General features: G+C 44.3%; 16 protein-coding genes. 8 read left to right on the top strand and 8 right to left on the bottom strand.

All coding sequences use genetic code 11. The features are described from left to right. Positions 1 to 60 precede the first annotated feature (60 nt). The 3 genes from D2U88_RS15615 (at position 61) to D2U88_RS15605 (ending at position 3,052) form a co-directional block, all read left to right on the top strand. Positions 61 to 1,635, top strand: coding sequence for an FMN-binding glutamate synthase family protein (locus tag D2U88_RS15615; RefSeq protein WP_119641459.1), 1,575 nt, complete (start codon positions 61 to 63; stop codon positions 1,633 to 1,635). 37 nt (positions 1,636 to 1,672) lie between these two features. Then, a complete protein-coding gene (locus tag D2U88_RS15610) occupies positions 1,673 to 2,446 on the top strand; it encodes a coiled-coil domain-containing protein (RefSeq protein ID WP_119641852.1) in 774 nt (257 codons plus the stop codon). Positions 2,447 to 2,530: 84 nt separating this feature from the next. Then, on the top strand, positions 2,531 to 3,052 hold the full coding sequence (locus D2U88_RS15605) for a DUF7935 family protein (protein WP_119641458.1): 522 nt from the start codon (positions 2,531 to 2,533) through the stop codon (positions 3,050 to 3,052). Position 3,053: 1 nt separating this feature from the next. On the opposite strand, the gene D2U88_RS15600 is transcribed toward D2U88_RS15605, so the two are convergent. Beyond that, positions 3,054 to 3,968: a patatin-like phospholipase family protein gene (locus tag D2U88_RS15600; RefSeq protein WP_119641457.1), complete on the bottom strand. Its 915-nt coding sequence runs from the start codon at positions 3,966 to 3,968 to the stop codon at positions 3,054 to 3,056. Then, entirely contained in the window at positions 3,965 to 5,998 is a 2,034-nt protein-coding gene (locus tag D2U88_RS15595; protein ID WP_235855820.1) for a M1 family metallopeptidase, read from the bottom strand. The genes D2U88_RS15600 and D2U88_RS15595 overlap by 4 nt, the downstream gene beginning before the upstream one ends. A 166-nt stretch (positions 5,999 to 6,164) precedes the next feature. Between D2U88_RS15595 and recG the strand changes: the two genes are divergently transcribed. Beyond that, on the top strand, positions 6,165 to 8,270 hold the full coding sequence (recG, locus tag D2U88_RS15590) for an ATP-dependent DNA helicase RecG (RefSeq protein ID WP_119641455.1): 2,106 nt from the start codon (positions 6,165 to 6,167) through the stop codon (positions 8,268 to 8,270). Positions 8,271 to 8,311: 41 nt separating this feature from the next. On the opposite strand, the gene D2U88_RS15585 is transcribed toward recG, so the two are convergent. Beyond that, on the bottom strand, positions 8,312 to 9,421 hold the full coding sequence (locus D2U88_RS15585; protein ID WP_235855802.1) for a DUF2911 domain-containing protein: 1,110 nt from the start codon (positions 9,419 to 9,421) through the stop codon (positions 8,312 to 8,314). 286 nt (positions 9,422 to 9,707) lie between these two features. On the opposite strand from D2U88_RS15585, the gene leuC reads away from it, so the two are divergent. The 4 genes from leuC to leuB all read left to right on the top strand — a co-directional run bounded on the left by leuC (position 9,708) and on the right by leuB (position 14,479). After that, a complete protein-coding gene (gene leuC, locus D2U88_RS15580; protein WP_119641453.1) occupies positions 9,708 to 11,117 on the top strand; it encodes a 3-isopropylmalate dehydratase large subunit in 1,410 nt (469 codons plus the stop codon). Between the two features lie 121 nt (positions 11,118 to 11,238). Then, on the top strand, positions 11,239 to 11,835 hold the full coding sequence (leuD, locus tag D2U88_RS15575; RefSeq protein WP_119641452.1) for a 3-isopropylmalate dehydratase small subunit: 597 nt from the start codon (positions 11,239 to 11,241) through the stop codon (positions 11,833 to 11,835). A gap of 26 nt (positions 11,836 to 11,861) precedes the next feature. Beyond that, positions 11,862 to 13,379 (top strand): alpha-isopropylmalate synthase regulatory domain-containing protein, encoded by a 1,518-nt coding sequence (locus tag D2U88_RS15570; RefSeq protein ID WP_119641451.1) that lies wholly within the window; start codon positions 11,862 to 11,864, stop codon positions 13,377 to 13,379. 41 nt (positions 13,380 to 13,420) lie between these two features. After that, positions 13,421 to 14,479: a 3-isopropylmalate dehydrogenase gene (leuB, locus tag D2U88_RS15565; protein ID WP_119641450.1), complete on the top strand. Its 1,059-nt coding sequence runs from the start codon at positions 13,421 to 13,423 to the stop codon at positions 14,477 to 14,479. A 69-nt stretch (positions 14,480 to 14,548) separates the two neighbouring features. Here leuB and D2U88_RS15560 read toward each other — a convergent pair whose 3' ends face one another. The 5 genes from D2U88_RS15560 to ilvB all read right to left on the bottom strand — a co-directional run bounded on the left by D2U88_RS15560 (position 14,549) and on the right by ilvB (position 21,435). Next, positions 14,549 to 16,141 carry an NADP-dependent glyceraldehyde-3-phosphate dehydrogenase gene (locus tag D2U88_RS15560; protein ID WP_119641449.1) on the bottom strand — a complete coding sequence of 531 codons (1,593 nt, stop codon included), beginning with the start codon at positions 16,139 to 16,141 and terminating at the stop codon, positions 14,549 to 14,551. Positions 16,142 to 16,288: 147 nt separating this feature from the next. Next, complete coding sequence (ilvA, locus tag D2U88_RS15555; RefSeq protein WP_119641448.1) at positions 16,289 to 17,557, bottom strand: threonine ammonia-lyase IlvA; 1,269 nt, start codon at positions 17,555 to 17,557, stop codon at positions 16,289 to 16,291. A gap of 22 nt (positions 17,558 to 17,579) precedes the next feature. Then, on the bottom strand, positions 17,580 to 19,052 hold the full coding sequence (gene ilvC / locus D2U88_RS15550) for a ketol-acid reductoisomerase (RefSeq protein ID WP_119641447.1): 1,473 nt from the start codon (positions 19,050 to 19,052) through the stop codon (positions 17,580 to 17,582). 24 nt (positions 19,053 to 19,076) lie between these two features. Further along, positions 19,077 to 19,604: an acetolactate synthase small subunit gene (ilvN, locus tag D2U88_RS15545; protein ID WP_119641446.1), complete on the bottom strand. Its 528-nt coding sequence runs from the start codon at positions 19,602 to 19,604 to the stop codon at positions 19,077 to 19,079. A gap of 97 nt (positions 19,605 to 19,701) precedes the next feature. Continuing rightward, positions 19,702 to 21,435 (bottom strand): biosynthetic-type acetolactate synthase large subunit, encoded by a 1,734-nt coding sequence (ilvB, locus tag D2U88_RS15540; protein WP_119641445.1) that lies wholly within the window; start codon positions 21,433 to 21,435, stop codon positions 19,702 to 19,704. Positions 21,436 to 21,485 lie beyond the last annotated feature (50 nt).

Genomic DNA, 21,485 nt, shown 5'->3' with positions numbered 1-21,485 from the left:
CATAATTTGGAATTTGGACATCGGGGTTTGATATTTGTAAGCACACCTGAAACTAAAAATATGGAAGCATTTCTTGATTTCTTGGGCGATATCCCTTGGTGGACCTGGATTCTCATCTTTCTTTTGATCGTTGCCATCCGAGATATCTTTTTTCAAAAAGCGCACACCATCAGTCATAATTTTCCCATTGTGGGACATTTGCGGTACTGGCTGGAAAGCATCGGCCCGGAAATGCGCCAGTATTTTGTGGCCAATAACCGAGAGGAACTTCCTTTTAACCGAATTGAACGAAGTTGGATCTACGCTTCTGCCAAAAAGGAAAACAACTATGAGGGATTCGGGACCGATCGTGACATTTACAAGCACCAGCACATTTTTGTAAAAAACGCGATGATCGGGTATCAGGTTCCCGAAAACCATCCCAACATCAAAGATCCTTATTTTATCCCTTGCGCCAAGGTGATGGGTGCTTACAACAAACGGAAGAAGCCCTATCGTCCTGCCTCGGTGATCAATGTTTCGGCCATGAGTTTTGGGTCCTTGTCCGCTGCGGCCATTGAATCGTTGAACAAAGGGGTGGAAAAATGCCACGCCTACCACAACACGGGTGAAGGCGGACTGTCGCCCTATCACAAGCAAGGCGGTGATGTTATTTTTCATTTTGGGACCGGATATTTTGGTGTACGCAGCAAGGATGGAAATCTCTCCATGGAAAAATTGAAGATTTTGGTGGATGAAAATCCCTGCATCAAAGCGGTGGAAATCAAATTGTCGCAAGGAGCCAAACCTGGTAAAGGTGGTGTGCTCCCTGGGTCAAAGATTACCCATGAACTGGCAGAGATACGAGGTGTGGAAGTAGGAAAGGATGTCATCTCCCCTCCTACTCACAAAGCTTTCAAAAATATTCCTGAACTCATGGAACTCATCGAATCTATTGCGCACGAAACCGGGCTTCCCGTAGGAATCAAGGGAGCAGTTGGCAAGGTAGATCAATGGGAGGAACTGGCCGATTTAATGATCAAAACAGGCAAGGGCCCGGATTTTATCACCATTGATGGCGGTGAAGGGGGCACTGGTGCGGCACCACCCAGTTTTGCGGACCACGTATCCCTTCCGTGGACCTATGGATTCTCGTCAGTATACAAGCTCTTCTTAGATCGGGGATTAACGGAACGTATTGTCTTCATCGGAAGTGGCAAATTAGGTTTTCCCGCAAAAGCGGCCATGGCCTTTGCCATGGGTGCGGATTGTATCAACGTGGCCAGGGAGGCCATGATGAGCATCGGTTGTATACAGGCCCAGGTATGCCATACGAACAGATGCCCCTCTGGAGTAGCTACACAGAACAAGTGGCTGCAGAACGGTATCAACGTTCCCTTGAAATCCGATAGGCTGGCACAATATTTCAAGACTTTCCGTAAAGAATTTTTGGAGATTACCCATGCCGCAGGGTATGAGCATCCATGCCAATTTCATATGGAAGATATACAAGTGAATGTGGATGATGACTATCTTAGCAGTAATTTGCGTTCGGTCTACAAGTACCAAAAAGAGAAAGTGGATTTTGACTCTATGCAAAAACTTTATGATTGCGTTCACTTGGGTGGACAACCATCTTTGGAAAAAACATTATAATTTAGCCCCTAATATTTTTAACGAACAAATACTACTTATGAAAAGATATTTACCCTTTATATTGTTCCTAGTCCTTGCAGGTACTGCCAGTGCACAAAAGAAAAGCGAACTCATTGCTGAAATTGAAAGCTTAAAAACCAAGATTTCAGATGTGGAACAGGAACTGGCCAAAGCCAAACGTGAAATATCTTCCGCCAATGCCAAGGCTGAAACCTTGGACACGGAAAATGCAGGGCTTCGGGATGCCAACGCCACCCTATTGAGCAATTTGAGCAATTTCTCGGAACTTTCGAAACAGAATTCTGATAACGTGAACAAAGCCATGGCTGCACTGGCCAGAAAGGAAAAGCAGTTGAGCGGCATCAACGATATGATCTCTGCCAACGATTCCACCGCCATTGTTTCTTTGACGCGGATCAAACAAACCTTGGGCGAAAATGCCAATGTGGGCGTTGCCGAGGGAACCATTTCCATTTCCAGCAGCTTGAACAACCTTTTTGGTTCGGATACCTCTTCTGAATTGACCGAGGAAGGAAAAGCCTGGTTGGCCAATGTGGCGAAAGTGATCAAGGCCAATCCCAATTTTAAAACCGAAGTGGAAGGGTTGAACATGACAGGAGAATTCGGACCTACCTTTGATCAAGCTGCCGCCGTGGCCAAAGAACTGGTCGGAATATTGGAGATTCCTGCAAACCGCATCGGCATCTCTGCCAAGGATGGCAATTTTAAGGAAGGTATCAATATAAAATTGCAGCCCGATTACAAAGGTTTTTATGCCACGGCCAAGGAAAGTGCCAAAGCGACCCGATAACATTAACATCTCCGTGAAACATACTTTTTAGGATTTTGGTTCGTTCTTGGTAGTGTAAAATCAAAACAAAAACCAAACTATCCTATGAATGGAGATCAAATCCTTCAGCTATTTGCCTATTTAATGCCTGCGGTGGTAACCGGAGCGGTTGCCTTTTACTTTTTTAGACTGCATACCCGTAATGAAGATGGCAGACGTCGTTTTCTATTGCACAAGGATTCCCAAAAGGAAACGCTGCCCGTTCGTTTGCAAGCCTATGAGCGTATGGCCCTTTTCCTGGAACGTATTGCCTTGAACAGTCTAGTGGTAAGGGTCGCACCGAAAACCAAAAGCAAGAGCGACTATGAAAACCTGCTCATCAAACAGATAGAAACGGAATTTGAGCACAACCTGTCCCAACAGATCTATATGACGGATGAATGCTGGAACATCATCAAAACGGCTAAAAATGCCACCATCCAGATTATCCGTAGTGCCGGGATGAGCCAAACCGATTCCCCTGACAAGTTGAGGGAAGATATCCTGAACCAAACCATGGAAAAACAATCCCCTTCGCAGACCGCATTGGCGTTTGTAAAAAAAGAGGTGAGCGAACTTTGGGACTAGTTTATTCCTGTACTTCAGGATTGATGGGGCTGGTTTCCTCGTTCTTATTTTTGGCATATAGATAACCACGTTTCCACCACATGGTCATTCGTTCCTTATTGAAAATCAATGAATTGGTCGTCAATACAGTGGGTGTGTAATAAAAATTGATGATGGCATCCTTTTGGTTGGCCACCAATTTCCCGATACGGACATTTTGATTTTCAATCCTGTCCAACATAAAACTGAAGATGGTGGTGATCAAGTCGAAAGGGTTTTTGGTGGACATACGGTTCAAATGGTTCACTTCGGTGTGGAGCACCACTACATCGACTTCAGTAGCACCTCGTTGTAGAGCTTCCTCAATCGGTACCAAGCTACCTAATCCCCCATCGGCATATTCGCAACCATCTTTTTTGACCAAGCTCATAAAGGGTGTGTAATTGGAGGAAATCCAAATCCAATCGCAAAACTCATCATAGGTGCAATCGTTGATGGACTTATACTCTACCTGGTTCAGGGAAAGGTTGGAAACCGTGACCACTACATCCATGTCTCCTTCCTTCAATTCTTCAAATTCTTCCATGGTGATGGAATCCCGTATCAATTTTCTAAGATTCTCGCTTTCCCCGAAGGTCTTTTTACCTCGGATGAAGTTTTTGACCACGTTCCAGTGGTTGATGGCAATAATCTCGACCCCATGCTTTTTCTTGATGATGAAGGGGCAATTGTTAAAAATGCTGTCCTGGTCTACCGAGGAATAAATTTCCTTGATCTTATCCAGTTTGTTCAGTGCCAGATGGGAAATCAAAAGACTTCCTGTTGAGGTACCCACAAAAAGATCATACTTGTGTTTGGCCTCCTGGATCAGAAATTGGGCCACCCCGCCTGCAAAAGCTCCTTTACTGCCCCCACCAGAAATGACCAATGCCCTCATTCACCCAAAGTTTTGTCCAAATATTGCTTTTCTTCTTGATTTAGCAAAGGATATATGGACTTTACCCTTGCCAAACCGCCTTCTTGCTTTAAAATTTCATTCAAAATATTACGTGCCGATTTTTTAAAATGCCAAACATGGTGGCTACAGGCCTCGATTAAATTTTTGAGCGACTCATCATTGAACCCGCCAATACTCTTTAAATATTCAAAAGCCATTAACCGTGTTTCAAAATGATATTCCGCCCCGGTATAATTGCTCAACTCCTCTAAATAGGCTGGTTTTAAATCGGAACGGTATTCAGGGGTCACGAGGGCCAACGTTAACCATAACAATCGAATATTTTTGTTGGGAAACCCAATGACAGACTGCGTTTTATCAAGATAACGGCCCCTGCCCTCGGGAAAATCAGACCAAAGTTTGTACAAGGCTGATTCTACCGTGGTGTAGCTCGCATCGGTCAACAATTTTTCTGCTGAACTTTGCAATTCTTTAGGGATTTTGTCCAGCGATAAAATGACAGCTTGCCGCACTTTTAAATCACCTTCCTTCAATACCTTATCCAAAAATACTGGCGACAGGTTCTTGCCATAATCCAAAATAAGGTTTTGTTTCAGTTGGGATGAAGTGAAGGAGTCCCAAGCGTTTGTCAATATCGTTTCAGTTTCGGTAGGACTGTTATCTATTTCGTTTTTAATCTCAAAATACCGTTTGATGGAAGCATTTTTCTCCATCAAAAAGGTTTGCACACTTTCAAACGGAAAATCAGAATCGTGTAACCAAGTGGATTCAAAATCGGAAAGTCCCATGCCGGAAACAGTCTCCATCTCGGCCATAAAATCGGGAATGGTCACATTTTGGTAAGCGTGTTTTTTCAGGTAATTCTGGATTCCTTTCTTAAAGTTGACTTCTCCCAACATATCCTGAAGCATCACCAAGGCCCAAGCTCCCTTCTCATAAAAGGTCAAACTTCCGGCGCCTGAATTCCTTAAAGCTTCTCCTTGATCATCCTCCGAAAAATTCTCCAAGGCGTTGGCGGTTTCCAACAAATGCCAATAAAAATAATCATCTCCGAAAATGTCCTTTTCCGCCAAATAGGCATAAAACGTGGCAAAACCTTCATGCAACCAATGGTGCTCGCTGCTGGTTTCGGTAACAAGGTCCCCAAACCATTGATGGGCCAGTTCATGGGCATTCACATTCACGTAGTTTTTATCCACAAAGGCTGTTGAATCAATTACATATTGGTTGGAAAAAATGGTGCAGGTAGTGTTTTCCATACCCGCATACAGAAAATCCTGAACAGGGACTTGTTTGTAATTCTGCCAAGGATAAGGAACCCCGATTTCCTTCTCCAAAAAATCAAAAATATGTTTGGTGTAGCGATAGGTGGGCTCTACTTTTAAGCTGTCCTTGGGTTCGTAATACAGTTCAATGGGCACTCCGGATGAAGATTTGAGCTCTTTTTTATCAAAATCCCCAATGGCAAAACCGACTAGATAACCGCTCATGGGTTTTTGCATGTCAAACTTCCATTGTCTTGAATATTCAGCTATCGAGTCAACTGATTTCAATTTCCCATTAGAAATAACCGAAAAGCCCATATCAGCAATGATTCTAATATCAAACTCAATTTTGTCCGTCATATCATCTAAACTGGGCAACCAATGACTGGTATATTTTCCTTGCCCTTGGGTCCAAACTTGATCAATTATTGTCCAGTCTCCCTCCAAAACAGCTTCTTTAGCAGAAAGAAAACTTGATATTATTGGTATTGTTGGTGACTCTATATTTTTTCCTTGAATGAAATATACTGTTTGCTTGGGAATTGTCTTATAACTCAATTTAACTAAATGAGTACTTCCCTTTTTAAAACTATTTTTCAGGACGATTTTTTTATTTGTGTTCTCAAAAGGAACATCTCTGCCATCGAGAAGCACAGTAGAAAAATCCATGTCATGTGCATCCAAAAAGACGGTGTTAACATTATCAAGAACCTTAAATTCATAGATGACCGAGCCTTGAATCATTTTATCTTCCAATATAGGCTCCACAAAAACTTCTGCATGGATAAAATCCACCTTGTCCTGAACCTGGGCGTTCAAGAGGTGCACAAATAGGAGAAAAATAAGAATCGGGTTCAGCTTCATACGATCATCCCATCAAAAGTCCTTCCAAATTACATATTTTAGTTCGATGAATCCCAATTTTCTACAAACTCCCATTGCCTATCTCAAAGGAGTCGGTCCCAACCGGGCCGATATCCTAAAGGCCGAACTGGGTATAGAAACCTATCGGGACCTGCTCCATCTCTTCCCCAATCGCTATTTGGACCGCACCAGTTATTACAAGATCAACCAATTGCAGCCCAGCGGTGCCGATGTGCAGGTGGTTGGAAAGATCATCCATCTAAAAATGGTGGAACAAAAACGGGGCAAACGTTTGGTGGCCACTTTTGTGGACGATACGGGGCAAATGGAACTGGTTTGGTTCCGCGGGCACAAATGGATCAAGGATAGCATAAAAATCAATGAACCTTACGTGGTGTTCGGTCGGGTTTCCCAATACGGAAGTACTTTTTCCATGCCCCACCCCGAAATGGAACTCTTGGTTCAGCATCAACAAGGATTGAAAATTGCCATGCAGCCCATCTACCCTTCCACAGAAAAATTGAGTGCGAAGGGCATCACCAATCGGGTCGTTTCCAAAATGGTGCAACAACTCTTTTTGGAGTCGAGAGGATTGTTCCCAGAGTCCTTGTCCCCCAATATTTTGGATGAACTTCGGTTGATTTCCAAAACGGAAGCCTTGTTGAACATCCATTTTCCTAAAAATCAAGAGCTATTGGCGCGAGCACAGTTCCGATTAAAATTTGAGGAGTTGTTTTTTGTGCAGATGCAATTGATTTCAAAGAAAATGCTGCGCAAACAAAAGATCAAGGGTCTCCCTTTTGAAAATGTGGGCGAAAATTTCACCACGTTTTTTGAAAACCACCTTCCGTTTGAACTTACCGAAGCCCAAAAACGTGTCATCAAGGAAATTCGAAACGATTTGGGCAGCAATGCACAGATGAACCGCTTGTTGCAGGGCGATGTGGGGTCCGGGAAGACCATCGTGGCCTTGATGTGTATGCTTTTGGCCATCGATAACGGATTCCAAGCCTGCTTGATGGCACCCACGGAAATCTTGGCCACCCAACATTACAATGGACTCAAGGAACTTTTGGTGAATATGGATATCAAGATTGCCTTGTTGACGGGTTCCACTAAAAAATCGGAACGGACCTTATTGCACAACCAATTGGAAAACGGGAACCTGAACATTTTAGTGGGTACCCATGCCGTTTTGGAGGATAAGGTCCAGTTCAAAAACCTAGGGTTGGCCATTGTGGATGAACAACATCGGTTTGGTGTGGCTCAAAGGTCGAAGCTATGGCATAAAAATGATACTCCTCCCCACATTTTGGTGATGACGGCAACACCGATTCCAAGAACACTGGCCATGAGTCTGTATGGGGATTTGGATGTTTCCCTGATCGACGAGCTTCCACCTGGTCGTAAGCCTGTGACCACGGTCCATCGCTTTGATAACAATCGATTAAAAGTTTTTGGGTTTCTCAAGGATGAAATCAAAAAAGGAAGACAGGTGTATATTGTGTATCCGTTAATCCAAGAATCGGAAGCCATGGATTACAAAGATTTGATGGACGGATATGAGAGCATCGCCAGGGATTTTCCACAACCGGAGTATCAGATTTCCATTGTGCACGGCCAGATGAAACCAGCGGACAAGGATTATGAAATGGAACGCTTCGTAAAAGGTGAAACCCAAATTATGGTGGCCACAACGGTAATAGAGGTTGGGGTGAACGTCCCCAATGCCTCGGTAATGATCATTGAAAGTGCCGAACGTTTTGGGCTTTCCCAATTGCACCAGCTTCGTGGACGTGTAGGCCGCGGTGCCGAGCAGAGTTTTTGTATTTTGATGACGGGCCACAAATTGTCAGAAGATGCCAAAACCCGTTTGCAGACGATGACCAGTACCAACGATGGGTTTGAAATTGCCGAGGTGGACCTAAAACTACGTGGACCAGGTGATTTGATGGGTACCCAACAAAGTGGATTGTTGGCCTTGAAGATTGCCGACATTGTAAAGGACAACCAAATTTTACAGACCGCTCGGTATCATGCCATGCAATTGCTGAAAAACGACCCCAGATTGGAAAAAGAGGAAAATGCTCCCGTCCTTCGGGCATTTACCAAGATGATGGCCAACAAGACCATCTGGAATTATATTAGTTGAAAAAGCCCAGATTCACTGGGCTTCCCTTCTTTCCTTTAAATTCAATTGATATCCTCGCCTTGTTCCAGTTTTGGAAGATAGGAAGCAATCGCATTCCGATTGGCCTGATCCGGTGCCCTTCCTTCTGCAATTTTCAAATGCTTTAAAGCCGTTTTATAATTACCAACCGCTGAATACCCTCTTGCCAACCCAAAGTCCACAGGCCAGGTTCCCTTGTGCTTTTTGGCATTCCATTTAAAAACTTCAAGTGCTGCATCCTTCCTGCCTTGGGCTATAAGTTGTCTCCCGTAGGCATGCACTTCAAAAACAGTTCCAAGGGGCAAGGCCTCATCCATGATTGCCTTTGCTTCCATGGATTTCCCCTGTTTTTCCAAAATCCGGGATTTTATACTCAGATTGCTGAAATTCTTTTCACTAAAGAACTGTCCTTCAATGGCAGCGTTGATCCATCCAAGAGCTTCATCTAAATCACCTCCATTATTGAGCGAATAGTTGGCCGCTTGTTCCCAACTCGCACGATTGAATCCTGGTGAAGTCTGTAATTGTTGCCTGATTTCTGCCAAAACATTGTTGACCACATCAGTTTCAATCCTGAACGGAATCTGTTTTTTCTCCCATTTTAAGGAAGCTACGGTGGAGTTCGGCAGCACATCATCAAATGAATAGGTCAACTGTTCCACAAATGGGATTTCCTGCGTCTTGACATCTACACGCAGGGCATCTTCTGTAGGATCGTAGAAGAAACTTCCCCAAGCACCATGGTTTTTAGAAAAGATGATAGTAGCTCTATCATCCTCATAAACAATCATATGCAAACCATATTCCCCAGCCGGAAGGTTCTTGCCTTCAATACTGACATCGTGCGTGGTTTTGAATATGGTGTTTTCATTGGCTCCGGCTCTCCAAGGAGATTCGGTAGCCGTTCCAAAACCCAAATTGTTCATTCCAAAGGGAACAAGCGATCCCCATACTTTTCTGCCATTCACACTGGGTCGGGAGTATTCCAGGGTCAAATCAGTATTTCCTATTCTTTGGGATACTTGGGCTTTTTGACTGCTTTGTGGTAAAAAATCGAATTGAGCTGAAGTCGTTTTGCACAGCAAAAGCGAGACGACCAGAAGAGTTGTCTTCAGTGTGTTGTAATTTTTCATCATTGTTCGTTTTTGATTTAGTTGTTCCTAGTTTTTTGATATTTCCTCCCAATGTATAAAGCTTATGGCTACTCCCGCGTTAGAGCTTTGTTAAAAACTTCCTATGCTTTTAAAATTCAATGGGTTATTTTAAACTTTATGTTATTCTTTCATTCCATGGTTAATTTGTTGGATTATGGTAATGTCCTTTAAATTTGATGTTGAACATCGTAATTTTACCCTGTTCCGTTAAACACATTTTCATTCAAATTTTAACTTTGTAAGCTTACATAATTTGATTGTTACCATGAGCAAAACACTTTTTGATAAAGTATGGGATTCCCATGTAGTTCAGCATATTGATAATGGTCCGGATGTACTGTTCATTGACAGGCATTTGGTCCACGAGGTTACCAGTCCCGTGGCTTTTCTCGGGTTGAAGAACCGAGGCATTAAAGTATTGTACCCAGAGCGCACTTTTGCCACTGCGGATCACAACACGCCAACCAGAAACCAACATTTGCCCGTTCAAGATCCATTGTCCGCCAACCAATTGAAGGCTTTGGAGGAGAATGCAACGGCACACAATATCCCTTATTGGGGTCTTGGACATAAGAAAAATGGTATTGTACACGTGATCGGTCCAGAGAATGGCATCACCGTTCCGGGAGCAACGATTGTATGTGGAGATTCCCACACTTCAACACACGGTGCATTTGGTGCAATCGCTTTTGGGATTGGGACCAGCGAGGTGGAAATGGTATTGTCTACCCAATGCATCATGCAACCAAAACCCAAGAAAATGCGCATCAGCATCAACGGGAGCCTGAACAAGGCCGTAACCCCGAAAGATGTAGCATTGTTCATCATTTCCAAGTTGACCACTTCTGGGGCAACAGGTTATTTTGTGGAGTATGCAGGTGATGTGTTCAAGAACATGTCCATGGAAGGTAGAATGACGGTTTGTAATCTTAGTATCGAAATGGGTGCCCGTGGCGGTATGATCGCTCCGGATGAGAAAACCTTTGACTACATCAAAGACCGTGAATACACCCCAAAAGGTGCCGATTGGGACAAGGCCATGGAATACTGGAAAACCCTATACTCCGACAGCGATGCTGTATTTGACAAGGAATTGACCTTCGCTGCCAGCGAAATTGAACCCATGATCACCTATGGTACCAACCCTGGTATGGGTATGGGCATCAAAAATGACATTCCATTGGCTGAAGCCGTTGAAGGCGGCGTGGCCACCTATAAAAAATCATTGGAATATATGGCATTCCATGAAGGGGATGCCATGATCGGCAAACCTATCGACTTTGTATTTTTGGGAAGTTGCACCAATGGTAGGATCGAAGATTTCAGGGCTTTTGCCTCCATAGTAAAAGGAAGGAAAAAAGCGGATAACGTAACGGCTTGGTTGGTTCCAGGATCACATCAAGTTGAAGAAGCCATCAAGGAAGAAGGTATTTTGGATATTTTGCAAGATGCTGGTTTTGAACTACGTGAACCGGGTTGTTCTGCCTGTTTGGCCATGAACGACGATAAAATCCCTGCCGGAAAATACGCGGTGAGTACATCCAACCGAAACTTTGAGGGAAGACAAGGACCAGGTGCTAGAACTTTGTTGGCCAGTCCATTGGTTGCTGCTGCTGCTGCTGTAACCGGAAAAGTCACCGACCCAAGGGAACTCATGGAAGAAGTATACGCGTAACAATAAACAATGTACAATCAACAATAATCAATTAACATTTTACAATTTGATCATTTGAAGTTGATAATTGGTCATTGCTAATTGTTAATTGAAGAATTGATAACTGATAATTGAAAGAAAAATGGCATACGATAAATTCAGCATATTAAAAAGTTCAGCGGTACCCATGCCGATAGAAAATGTGGATACCGATCAGATTATCCCGGCCCGTTTCCTAAAAGCAACGGAAAGAAAAGGTTTTGGCGACAACCTGTTTCGCGATTGGCGCTACAACTCCGATGGCTCTCCTAAGGAGCATTTTGTATTGAACAACCCCATTTACGGTGGAAAAATTCTAGTAGGTGGTAAAAACTTCGGTTCCGGGTCTTCACGCGAGCATGCCGCTTGGGCAGTATACGATTACGGATTCCGATGTGTGGTTTCCAGCTTTTTTGCCGATATCTTCAGGAATAACTGTTTGAACATCGGGGTATTGCCCGTACAGGTAAGTCCTGAATTTTTGGACAAAATCTTCAAGGCCATCGAAGCGGACCCCAAAACCGAATTGGAAGTGAACCTGCCCGAACAGACCATTACCATTTTGGCTACTGGAGAAAAGGAAAGCTTCGACATTAACGATTACAAAAAAGGCAATATGCTCAATGGGTTCGACGACATCGATTACCTTTTGAACATCAAGGAAGGTATCCAAACCTTTGCCGAGAACACACCACTTTAATCTGACCTTCAGAACAAGGCACGAGAATGAAAACACGCACCGTTGAAATCATGGACACCACCCTTCGGGATGGTGAACAAACCTCTGGGGTATCCTTTTCCGCTTCGGAAAAGCTCACCTTGGCCAAACTCCTTTTGGAAGAACTCAAGGTTGACCGTATCGAAGTAGCTTCTGCACGCGTATCTGAAGGAGAAATGAAAGCGGTACAGAGCATCACGGAGTGGGCCAAATCTGAAGGATTGTTGTCCAAAGTGGAAGTATTGACGTTTGTGGATGGTGGTGTGTCTTTAAAGTGGATGCAGGAAGCAGGCGCCAAGGTACAGAACTTGTTGACCAAGGGATCCCTGAACCACTTAACCCACCAGCTCAAAAAAACTCCGGAACAACATTTCAACGAAATAGCGGAAGTCATTTCTAAAGGAAAAGCATTGGGCATCGATACTAATGTGTATTTAGAAGATTGGAGCAATGGCATGCGCAACTCCAAGGAGTACGTGATGCAATTCCTTGATTTTTTGACGAAGCAACCGATTAAACGTGTTTTGTTGCCCGATACCCTTGGTGTGTTGACACCGGCAGAAACAGGGGCATTTTTCAAGGAAATCATTGAACGCTATCCAAACACCCATTTTGATTTTCACGGACATAATGATTACGACCTGAGTGTGGCCAATGTTATGGAAGCCTTAAAATCGGGAGCTAATGGTTTACACCTTACCGTAAATGGAATGGGGGAACGTGCAGGAAACGCTCCATTGGCAAGTGTGGTTGCTGTAGTGAATGATTTTTTACCTGAAATCACCATTGGAGTAAAAGAATCCTCACTTTACAAAGTGAGTAAATTGGTATCCGCGTTTACCGGTTTTGGCATTCCTGACAATAAACCGATTGTGGGTGACAATGTTTTTACTCAAACTGCTGGCATACACGCAGATGGAGACAGCAAAAAGAATCTTTACTTTAATGATTTATTGCCTGAACGTTTCGGCAGGAAGCGTAAATATGCCTTAGGCAAAACCTCTGGGAAAGCGAACATACAAAAGAATTTACAGGAACTTGGATTGACCTTGAACGATGACGAACTGAAAAAGGTCACCGAACGCATCATCGAACTTGGGGACAAGAAAGAACGCGTCACCAAAGACGACCTTCCCTATATCATTTCCGATGTTCTGGACAGCAACCTACACCAACAAAAGGTATTCGTGAAATCGTACGTGCTCACCCACTCCAAGGGATTGAAACCCTCCACTACCCTTTCCATCGAGATTGAAGGAAAAGTGTACGAGGAAAGTTCCCAAGGTGATGGACAGTTTGATGCCTTCATCAACGCTTTGAAAAAAGTCTACAAAAAAGAAAACAGGGAATTGCCCAAGTTGGTGGACTATGCCGTTCGGATTCCCCCTGGCAGTACTTCCGATGCCCTTTGCGAAACCATAATCACTTGGCAGACCAAGGACAAAGATTTTACGACCCGTGGATTGGATTCCGACCAAACGGTATCGGCAATTAAGGCCACCGAAAAAATGCTCAACCTTGTTTAAGAATATTGATAATTGTTTATTGAAAACCGATAATTGAACAAATGAAACTAAACATAGCCCTTTTGGCCGGGGATGGAATTGGCCCGGAAGTAATTGACCAAGCCGTAAAAGTATCAGATGCCGTAGCTAAAAAATTCGGACATGAAATCGAGTGGACCCCTGCCTTAACTGGGGCGGCGGCCATTGATGCCGTTGGAGAACCCTACCCAGATAGCACCCATAATATTTGCGTAGCTGCCGATGCAGTGCTTTTTGGTGCTATTGGCCACCCGCGGTTCGACAACGACCCATCCGCCAAAGTAAGGCCCGAACAAGGCTTGTTGAAAATGCGCCAGAAATTAGGACTTTTCGCCAATGTGCGACCCACCTTCACCTTTCCATCCTTGATTGATAAGTCGCCATTGAAAAAGGAACGTATCGAGGGTACTGATTTGGTGTTTTTGCGCGAATTGACCGGAGGTATTTACTTTGGAAAAAGAGGTCGAGAAGATAATGACAATACCGCATACGATACCTGCACCTACACCCGTGAAGAAGTAGAGCGTTTAGCACGCAAAGGTTTTGAAATGGCCATGCAACGTTCCAAAAAACTATGTTGTGTGGATAAAGCAAACGTGTTGGAAACTTCCCGTTTGTGGAGGGAAACGGTGCAAAAATTGGAAAAGGAATATCCTGAAGTCCAGGTTTCCTATGAATTTGTGGATGCCGTTGCCATGCGATTGGTGCAATGGCCAAGTTCCTATGATGTTTTGATCACCGAAAACCTTTTTGGCGACATCTTGACCGATGAGGCTTCTGTTATTTCCGGTTCCATGGGATTGATGCCATCCGCTTCTTTGGGTGAAAAGACATCCTTGTTCGAGCCCATCCACGGATCTTATCCACAGGCCGCTGGAAAAGACATCGCAAATCCCTTGGCGACTGTGCTTTCTGCGGCGATGATGTTCGAGACTGCGTTTGGATTGAAGGATGAAGCCGAAGCAATCCGCGAGGTGGTCAACAAGTCATTGGCCGAAGGTGTTGTTACCGAGGATTTGGCCGATGGTGGAAAAGCCTATAAAACCAGTGAAGTGGGAGATTGGTTGGCTAAAAATATTTAATCGACCCAACAGAAAGACCAAAAAAAGCCCCGACAAATCGGGGCTTTTTTATTTATAGCTTAATCGTATTTACAAAATATAATCAGTACTCAAGAAGTTACTCACCTTCGCCTCCAACAATTGTTCAATGGTTTGGTTGTTCAGTTCATTATCCTTGAATGCCACAAATGTTCGAATGGAGAATGACCTTAGTGCATCATGCACACTCAATGTGGATTGCGCAGAGTCCTTTCTTCCGGTGAACGGATACACGTCCGGTCCACGTTGACAGGAACTGTTCAGGTTTACCCTGCATACCAAGTTGGCCAAGGCATCGATCAATGGGGAAAGTGTATACACATCCTTCCCGAACAAGCTGACTTGTTGACCATAGTTGGATTCTGCCATGTCATCCAATGGCTCTTCAATGTCCTTGAAAGAAAGCACGGGAATTATCGGACCGAACTGCTCCTCTTCGTATACCCGCATGTCCTTGGTCACGGGATATACCACAGCCGGCCATATGTAATTATCGAAATGCTTCCCTCCTTTTTTGTTCAGCACTTTGGCACCTTTCGCTTTCGCATCGTCCAACAATTCTTGGATATATGCCGGCTTATCTGGCTCTGGCAGCGGAGTCAAGTTGACACCATCATCCCATGGGTTACCAAATTTCAGGGCATCCACCCTTTCCGAGAATCGTTTTAAAAATTCATCCTTGATATCTTCATGCACATACACCACTTTAAGGGCAGTACAACGCTGTCCATTAAAAGACAAGGTTCCGGTGATACACTCATTGATGGTGAGGTCCAAATCTGCATCCGGCAATACGATGGCGGGGTTTTTGGCTTCCAATCCCAACACTAATCTGAGCCTATTGCTTTTTGGGTGTTGGTCCTGCAATGCATTTGCCGATTTACTATTGCCGATCAACGCCAACACATCTACCTTGCCCGTTTTCATTATTGGCGCTGCTACGGCCCTTCCACGACCAAATAGAATATTGACCACTCCTTTCGGGAAACTGCTCTGAAAAGCCTCCAAAAGAGGTGTGATGAGCAATACGCCATGCTTTGCTGGCTTAAATATGGTGGTATTCCCCATGATGATGGCGGGAATCAACAAAGCGAAGGTCTCGTTCAATGGATAGTTGTAAGGACCCAAGCACAGCACTACTCCCAAAGGACCCCTTCGGATGTGAGCGTAAACGCCATCGTGCTTATCGAATTTGGCACAACCACGATCCAATTGCTTGTACTCCTCAATAGTGTCATAAATATACTCAACGGTACGATCAAATTCCTTATAAGAGTCCGGTTTGGATTTACCGATTTCCCACATGAGGAGTTTCACTACTTCCTCACGCTTTTTCTCCATTTTCTTCACAAAGGCCTCCATGCACATGATGCGATCTTTGACTTTCATAGTGGGCCATACGCCCTGCCCCCTGTCATAAGCGGCCAATGCGGCATCCAAAGCCTCCATGGCCTCAGGCTCCCCCATGTCGGGAATGCTTCCCAAAGGTGTAGGAGCATATTCTTTGGTGGATGAAATGGTAGAGATTACCTGACTGGTTGCCCCGTCCCATTTTCGAAGTTCACCATTTACCAAATAGGTTTTTTGGTGTATTTCTTCCGTAATCTGAAAAGCTTCAGGAATCACGTTTTTAGTTGTTGACATAGTGTTGTTGTTTATAGAATTAGTGTTCATGAAAATGGTCGCCCATCCTTCACAAAGCTAACATAAAAACTGAAGGAAAACAGCTCATTTCCATTGGTTTTACAACGAAATCGATTTAGAAAACAAGATACCGGATCGTTGTGAAAATCAGACCAAATACTGAAAAAGATCGGGCTTATCGTTCAAGTAGTCCCCAAAAAAATGTCTGGTTTTCATCCGTTGGATCAAGGGCTCCAGATCGTCCGAAGATTTTAGTTCAATCCCCACGACTGCCGGAGCATTTTCCCTGCTCGACTTTTTGGAGTATTCAAAATGGGTGATATCGTCGTTGGGACCCAAGATCTCAGCCACAAATTCTTTAAGCGCGCCTGGTCTTTGTGGAAAGCGAACGATGAAATAATGTTTCAAGTTGGCAAAGAGCAAAGCACGCTCCTTGATTTCGGCCGTTCTGGTAATATCGTTGTTGCTACCGCTCACAATGCAGACCACATTTTTCCCTTTGATTTCCTCGGCAAAATCATCCAACACCGCAATGGTTAAAGCACCTGCAGGTTCCACCACAATGGCATCACGATTGTACAAATCCAAAATGGTTTGGCATACTTTGCCTTCTGCCACCAAAACCATTTCACTTAAACAATCACTACAAATAGGATGCGTTAACCTCCCCACTTTCTGTACTGCTGCCCCATCGATAAACTTATCGATTTCTTTCAGTTCGGTCAACCCTCCCGTTTCTATCGAACTTTTCATGGAAGGAGCTCCCAAGGGCTCCACCCCTATGATTTTTGTGGATGGTGACAAGGCCTTGAAAGCGCCACACAACCCGGAAGCCAGGCCACCTCCTCCTACTGGCACAAAAAGATAATCAATGGGTTCTTGCGATTGTTGTAGAATTTCCAATCCTACGGTACCCTGTCCTTCAATGATTTTCTCATCATCAAAAGGATGCACAAAGGTTTTGCTGTATTGATTGCAGTACAATTGGGCCGCTTTATTGGCATCGTCGAACGTATCACCTTCCAAAATCACTTCCACCCATTCCCCACCGAACATTTTGGTCTGGTCTATTTTCTGTTTTGGGGTAACTACGGGCATAAAAATGGTCCCCTTCACCTCCAAATGGCTACAGGCAAAAGCAACACCTTGTGCATGGTTGCCGGCACTGGCACAGACCACACCTCGCTCTAACTGGGTTTTGGAAAGGGATGCGATTTTATTAAAAGCGCCTCTGATCTTATAGCTGCGGACCCGCTGAAGGTCTTCGCGCTTTAAAAGAATATTGGCCCCATATTTTTTGGAATAGCGGATACTTTGCTGCAAAGGGGTTTGCTCCACTACTTGGGAGATGGTCTCTGCTGCTTGTTGAATGTCCGCCAATTGCGGAAAGTATGTCTCCACGGTTTCGTTGTTCATGGGGCCAATATGCTTGCTTGGATTATATTGGCTTCATTGCGGTCATGGATGCACGCAATCTGGCACCCACAACTTCAACATTGTGTGTTCTGATAGCTTTGTTGACCTTGATCAATTTAATATTGTCCACGCCATTGTCCTTGCCTTCACCGAAATGTTTTCCGATCACATCGGTATCAATTTTCTTCATGAAGTCGGTCAAAAGTGGTTTACAGGCATGGTCGAACAAATAACAACCATACTCAGCGGTATCGGAAATAACACGGTTCATCTCGAACAATTTCTTTCTGGCGATGGTATTGGCAATCAGCGGCGTTTCATGCAAAGATTCGTAGTAGGCAGACTCACCGATGATTCCGGATTCGGTCATGGTCTCAAAAGCCAATTCCACACCGGATTTTACCATGGCCACCATCAACACACCATTGTCGTAATATTCCTGTTCAGAAATGGATACATCTCCGGCAGGCGTTTTTTCGAAGGCTGTTTCTCCGGTTTCGGCTCTCCAATCCAAAAGGTTTTTATCGCCGTTGGCCCAATCTTCCATCATGGTTTTGGAGAAATGCCCGCTCATGATATCATCCATGTGTTTTTGGAACAACGGACGCATGATCACCTTCAATTCTTCGGCCAAATCAAAAGCCTTGATCTTGGCAGGGTTGGACAAACGGTCCATCATATTGGTGATACCCCCTTGCTTTAAACCTTCGGTAATGGTTTCCCATCCGTACTGGATCAACTTGGAAGCATATCCCTTATCTATTCCTTTTTCCACCATTTTGTTGAAGGAAAGAATGGAACCGGTCTGCAACAAACCACAAAGAATGGTCTGCTCACCCATCAGATCCGATTTTACTTCGGCCACGAAGGAAGATTCCAAAACCCCAGCCTTGTCTCCACCAGTAGCGGCAGCATAGGCCTTGGCCTGCTCCAACCCTTTTCCTTCTGGATCGTTTTCAGGATGCACGGCGATCAAGGTAGGTACACCGAAACCTCTTTTGTATTCCTCCCGAACCTCGGAACCCGGACTTTTTGGTGCCACCATGATCACGGTAATATCTTCACGCACCTGCATGCCTTCTTCCACAATGTTGAATCCGTGGGAATAGGACAAGGTCGATCCTTTTTTCATCAATGGCATTACGGCACCTACCACTTTGGTGTGTTGCTTATCCGGAGTAAGGTTGATGACCAAATCGGCCGTTGGGATCAATTCCTCATAGGTACCCACAACAAAGTTGTTCTCTGTTGCATTTTTATACGACTGCCTTTTTTCCTTTATAGCAGCTTCCCTGAGGGTATAGGATACATCCAACCCGGAATCACGCATGTTGAGACCTTGGTTCAACCCTTGGGCCCCACAACCTATGATCACAATTTTCTTTCCTTTTAAAGCCGAAACACCATCAGCAAATTCGCTGGGGTCCATAAACCTACATTTTCCCAGTTGGGTCAATTGCTCACGAAGCGATAGTGTGTTAAAGTAATTTGCCATTTTTGTTATTTGATTTTATGCTATTTAGTTTTCTTGAAATTCTGTCAATAGTTCGGAAATCGGCATGGCCGCTTTGGTCACCGCGATACGGCCCGAACGGACAAACTGCATGATTCCGTAAGGCTCCAGGGCATCGTGCATCTCATCGATTTCGTGTCTGCGTCCCGTTTTGGCCAGCACGAAGAACTCACGGCTCACCGTCACAATTTGGGAGTTGCTTTCTTTGATGATGTTCTGGATCTGACGTTCATCGAACAGCAAATGGGATGCAATCTTGAACAAGGCAGATTCCTGATAAATAATATCGTCATCGGTATGATAGAACGCTTTGATCACTTCTACCTGTTTCTCAATTTGCTGAACGATCTTACGCGTCCAATCCTCTGTGGTGTTTACGACAATCGTAAATTTTGACACATGTTCTATTTCTGATTTAGAGACATTTAAACCTTCTATATTGATGTGTCTCTTTAGGAATATGCCTGATATTCTGTTCAGTAATCCCACATTATTTTCGGAATACACCGATATGGTATACCATTGTTTTTCCATAGTGTTTATATTGTATCTTAATCAAACTGCGATAATAGAATTCGCCTTTTCGGCAGATTACTAAAGCAATTCGACAAAATCTTCTTATTGCTTGTATTTACTTTAATCTGATGTCTGCTACTGAGGCACCTGTGGGAATCATAGGGAATACATTGTCCTCTTTTTCCACTTTGACCTCCAAAAAGTAAGGGTCTTTGGAAGCTATCATTTCTTCTACTGCATCCTTCAATTCGGATCGTTTTACCACCCTTCTGGATTTGATGTGATATCCTTCTGCGATCTTTACAAAATCAGGATTGGTCATTACGGTGGACGCATATCTACTTTCGAAGAACAGTTCCTGCCACTGGCGCACCATTCCCAAGTGATCGTTGTTGAGCACCACGATTTTAACCGGTACGTTGTGTTGGAAAATCACACCCAATTCTTGAATGGTCATTTGGTACCCTCCATCCCCGATAATGGCAACCACTTCGCGGTCCATGGCGCCCATTTTGGCCCCAATAGCTGCAGGAAGACCGAAGCCCATGGTCCCCAATCCACCAGAAGTGATGTTACTCTTGGATTGTGTGAACTTGGCATATCTGCAGGCAATCATTTGGTGTTGGCCTACATCGGAAACAATTACAGCATTGTTGCCTGTGGCCATGTTGATTTGTTCCATGACCTCACCCATGGTCAATCCTTCCTTGGTGGGGTGGATATCTTTTTGGATAACGGTCTCAAATTCAATTTGATGTTTTTTATCAAATTCAGCAAGCCACTCCTTGTGCTCGCTCTTATTGATCAACGGCAATAACATGCCCAAGGTTTCCTTGGCGTTGCCCAAAACCGCAACATCGACCTTAACATTCTTGTTGACCTCAGCGGGATCAATTTCAAAATGAATGATTTTTGCTTGTTTAGCATAAGTCGCCAAATTACCTGTAACTCGATCGTCAAATCGCATTCCGATAGCGATGAGCACATCACATTCGTTGGTCAAAACATTGGGTCCGTAATTACCGTGCATCCCCACCATTCCCACGTTCAAGGGATGGTCCGTTTCCATAGCGGAAAGACCCAAAATAGTCCAAGCAGCGGGAATTCCTCCTTTTTCAACCAAGGCCTTCAATTCGGCCTCGGCTTCACCCAAAATCACCCCTTGACCAAAAATAATGTAAGGTCTTTTCGCATTGTTGATGAGTTCAGCAGCTTTTTCAATGGCTGAAGAATCGGGTTCCGGAACCGGCTTGTAACTTCTAACCCCGGTGCATTTTTCGTATTTGAAATCCAGTTCATCAAACTGGGCATTTTTGGTGATATCTACCAAAACCGGACCTGGTCTTCCCGATCTTGCAATGTAAAATGCCTTGGCCATGATCTCTGGGATTTCTTCAACTCGGGTAATCTGATAGTTCCATTTGGTCACTGGGGTGGAAATACCCACAATATCCGTTTCTTGGAACGCATCGGACCCTAAAAGACTTCTGGTCACCTGACCAGTGATGCATACTATTGGGGTTGAATCAATTTGAGCATCCGCAATCCCTGTCACCAAATTGGTGGCTCCAGGCCCGGAAGTGGCCATCGCCACACCTACTTTACCCGTAACCCTGGCATAGCCCTGTGCAGCGTGCGCGGCGCCTTGCTCATGTCGGGTAAGAATGTGCGTCAGCTTGTCCTGAAACTTATACAATTCATCATAAACAGGCATAATGGCCCCACCGGGATAACCATAGATCAAATCCACCCCTTCGGCCAACAAACAATGGATGAGGGCCTCTGCACCCGTGATGCGCATGGTGGTTTCCTGCTTTTTCTCCTTCTTTTCCGCTTTCAATGTTTCCATAAGCTTATATTTTTCGGGGAAATCCCCTTTTACTTTTTATTCAATTTGAA

Source organism: Flagellimonas aequoris, from assembly GCF_003584165.1.
Taxonomy (GTDB): domain Bacteria; phylum Bacteroidota; class Bacteroidia; order Flavobacteriales; family Flavobacteriaceae; genus Flagellimonas; species Flagellimonas aequoris.
Note: the sequence above shows the minus strand (reverse complement) of the source record. Positions and strands in the feature narration are given on the sequence as shown.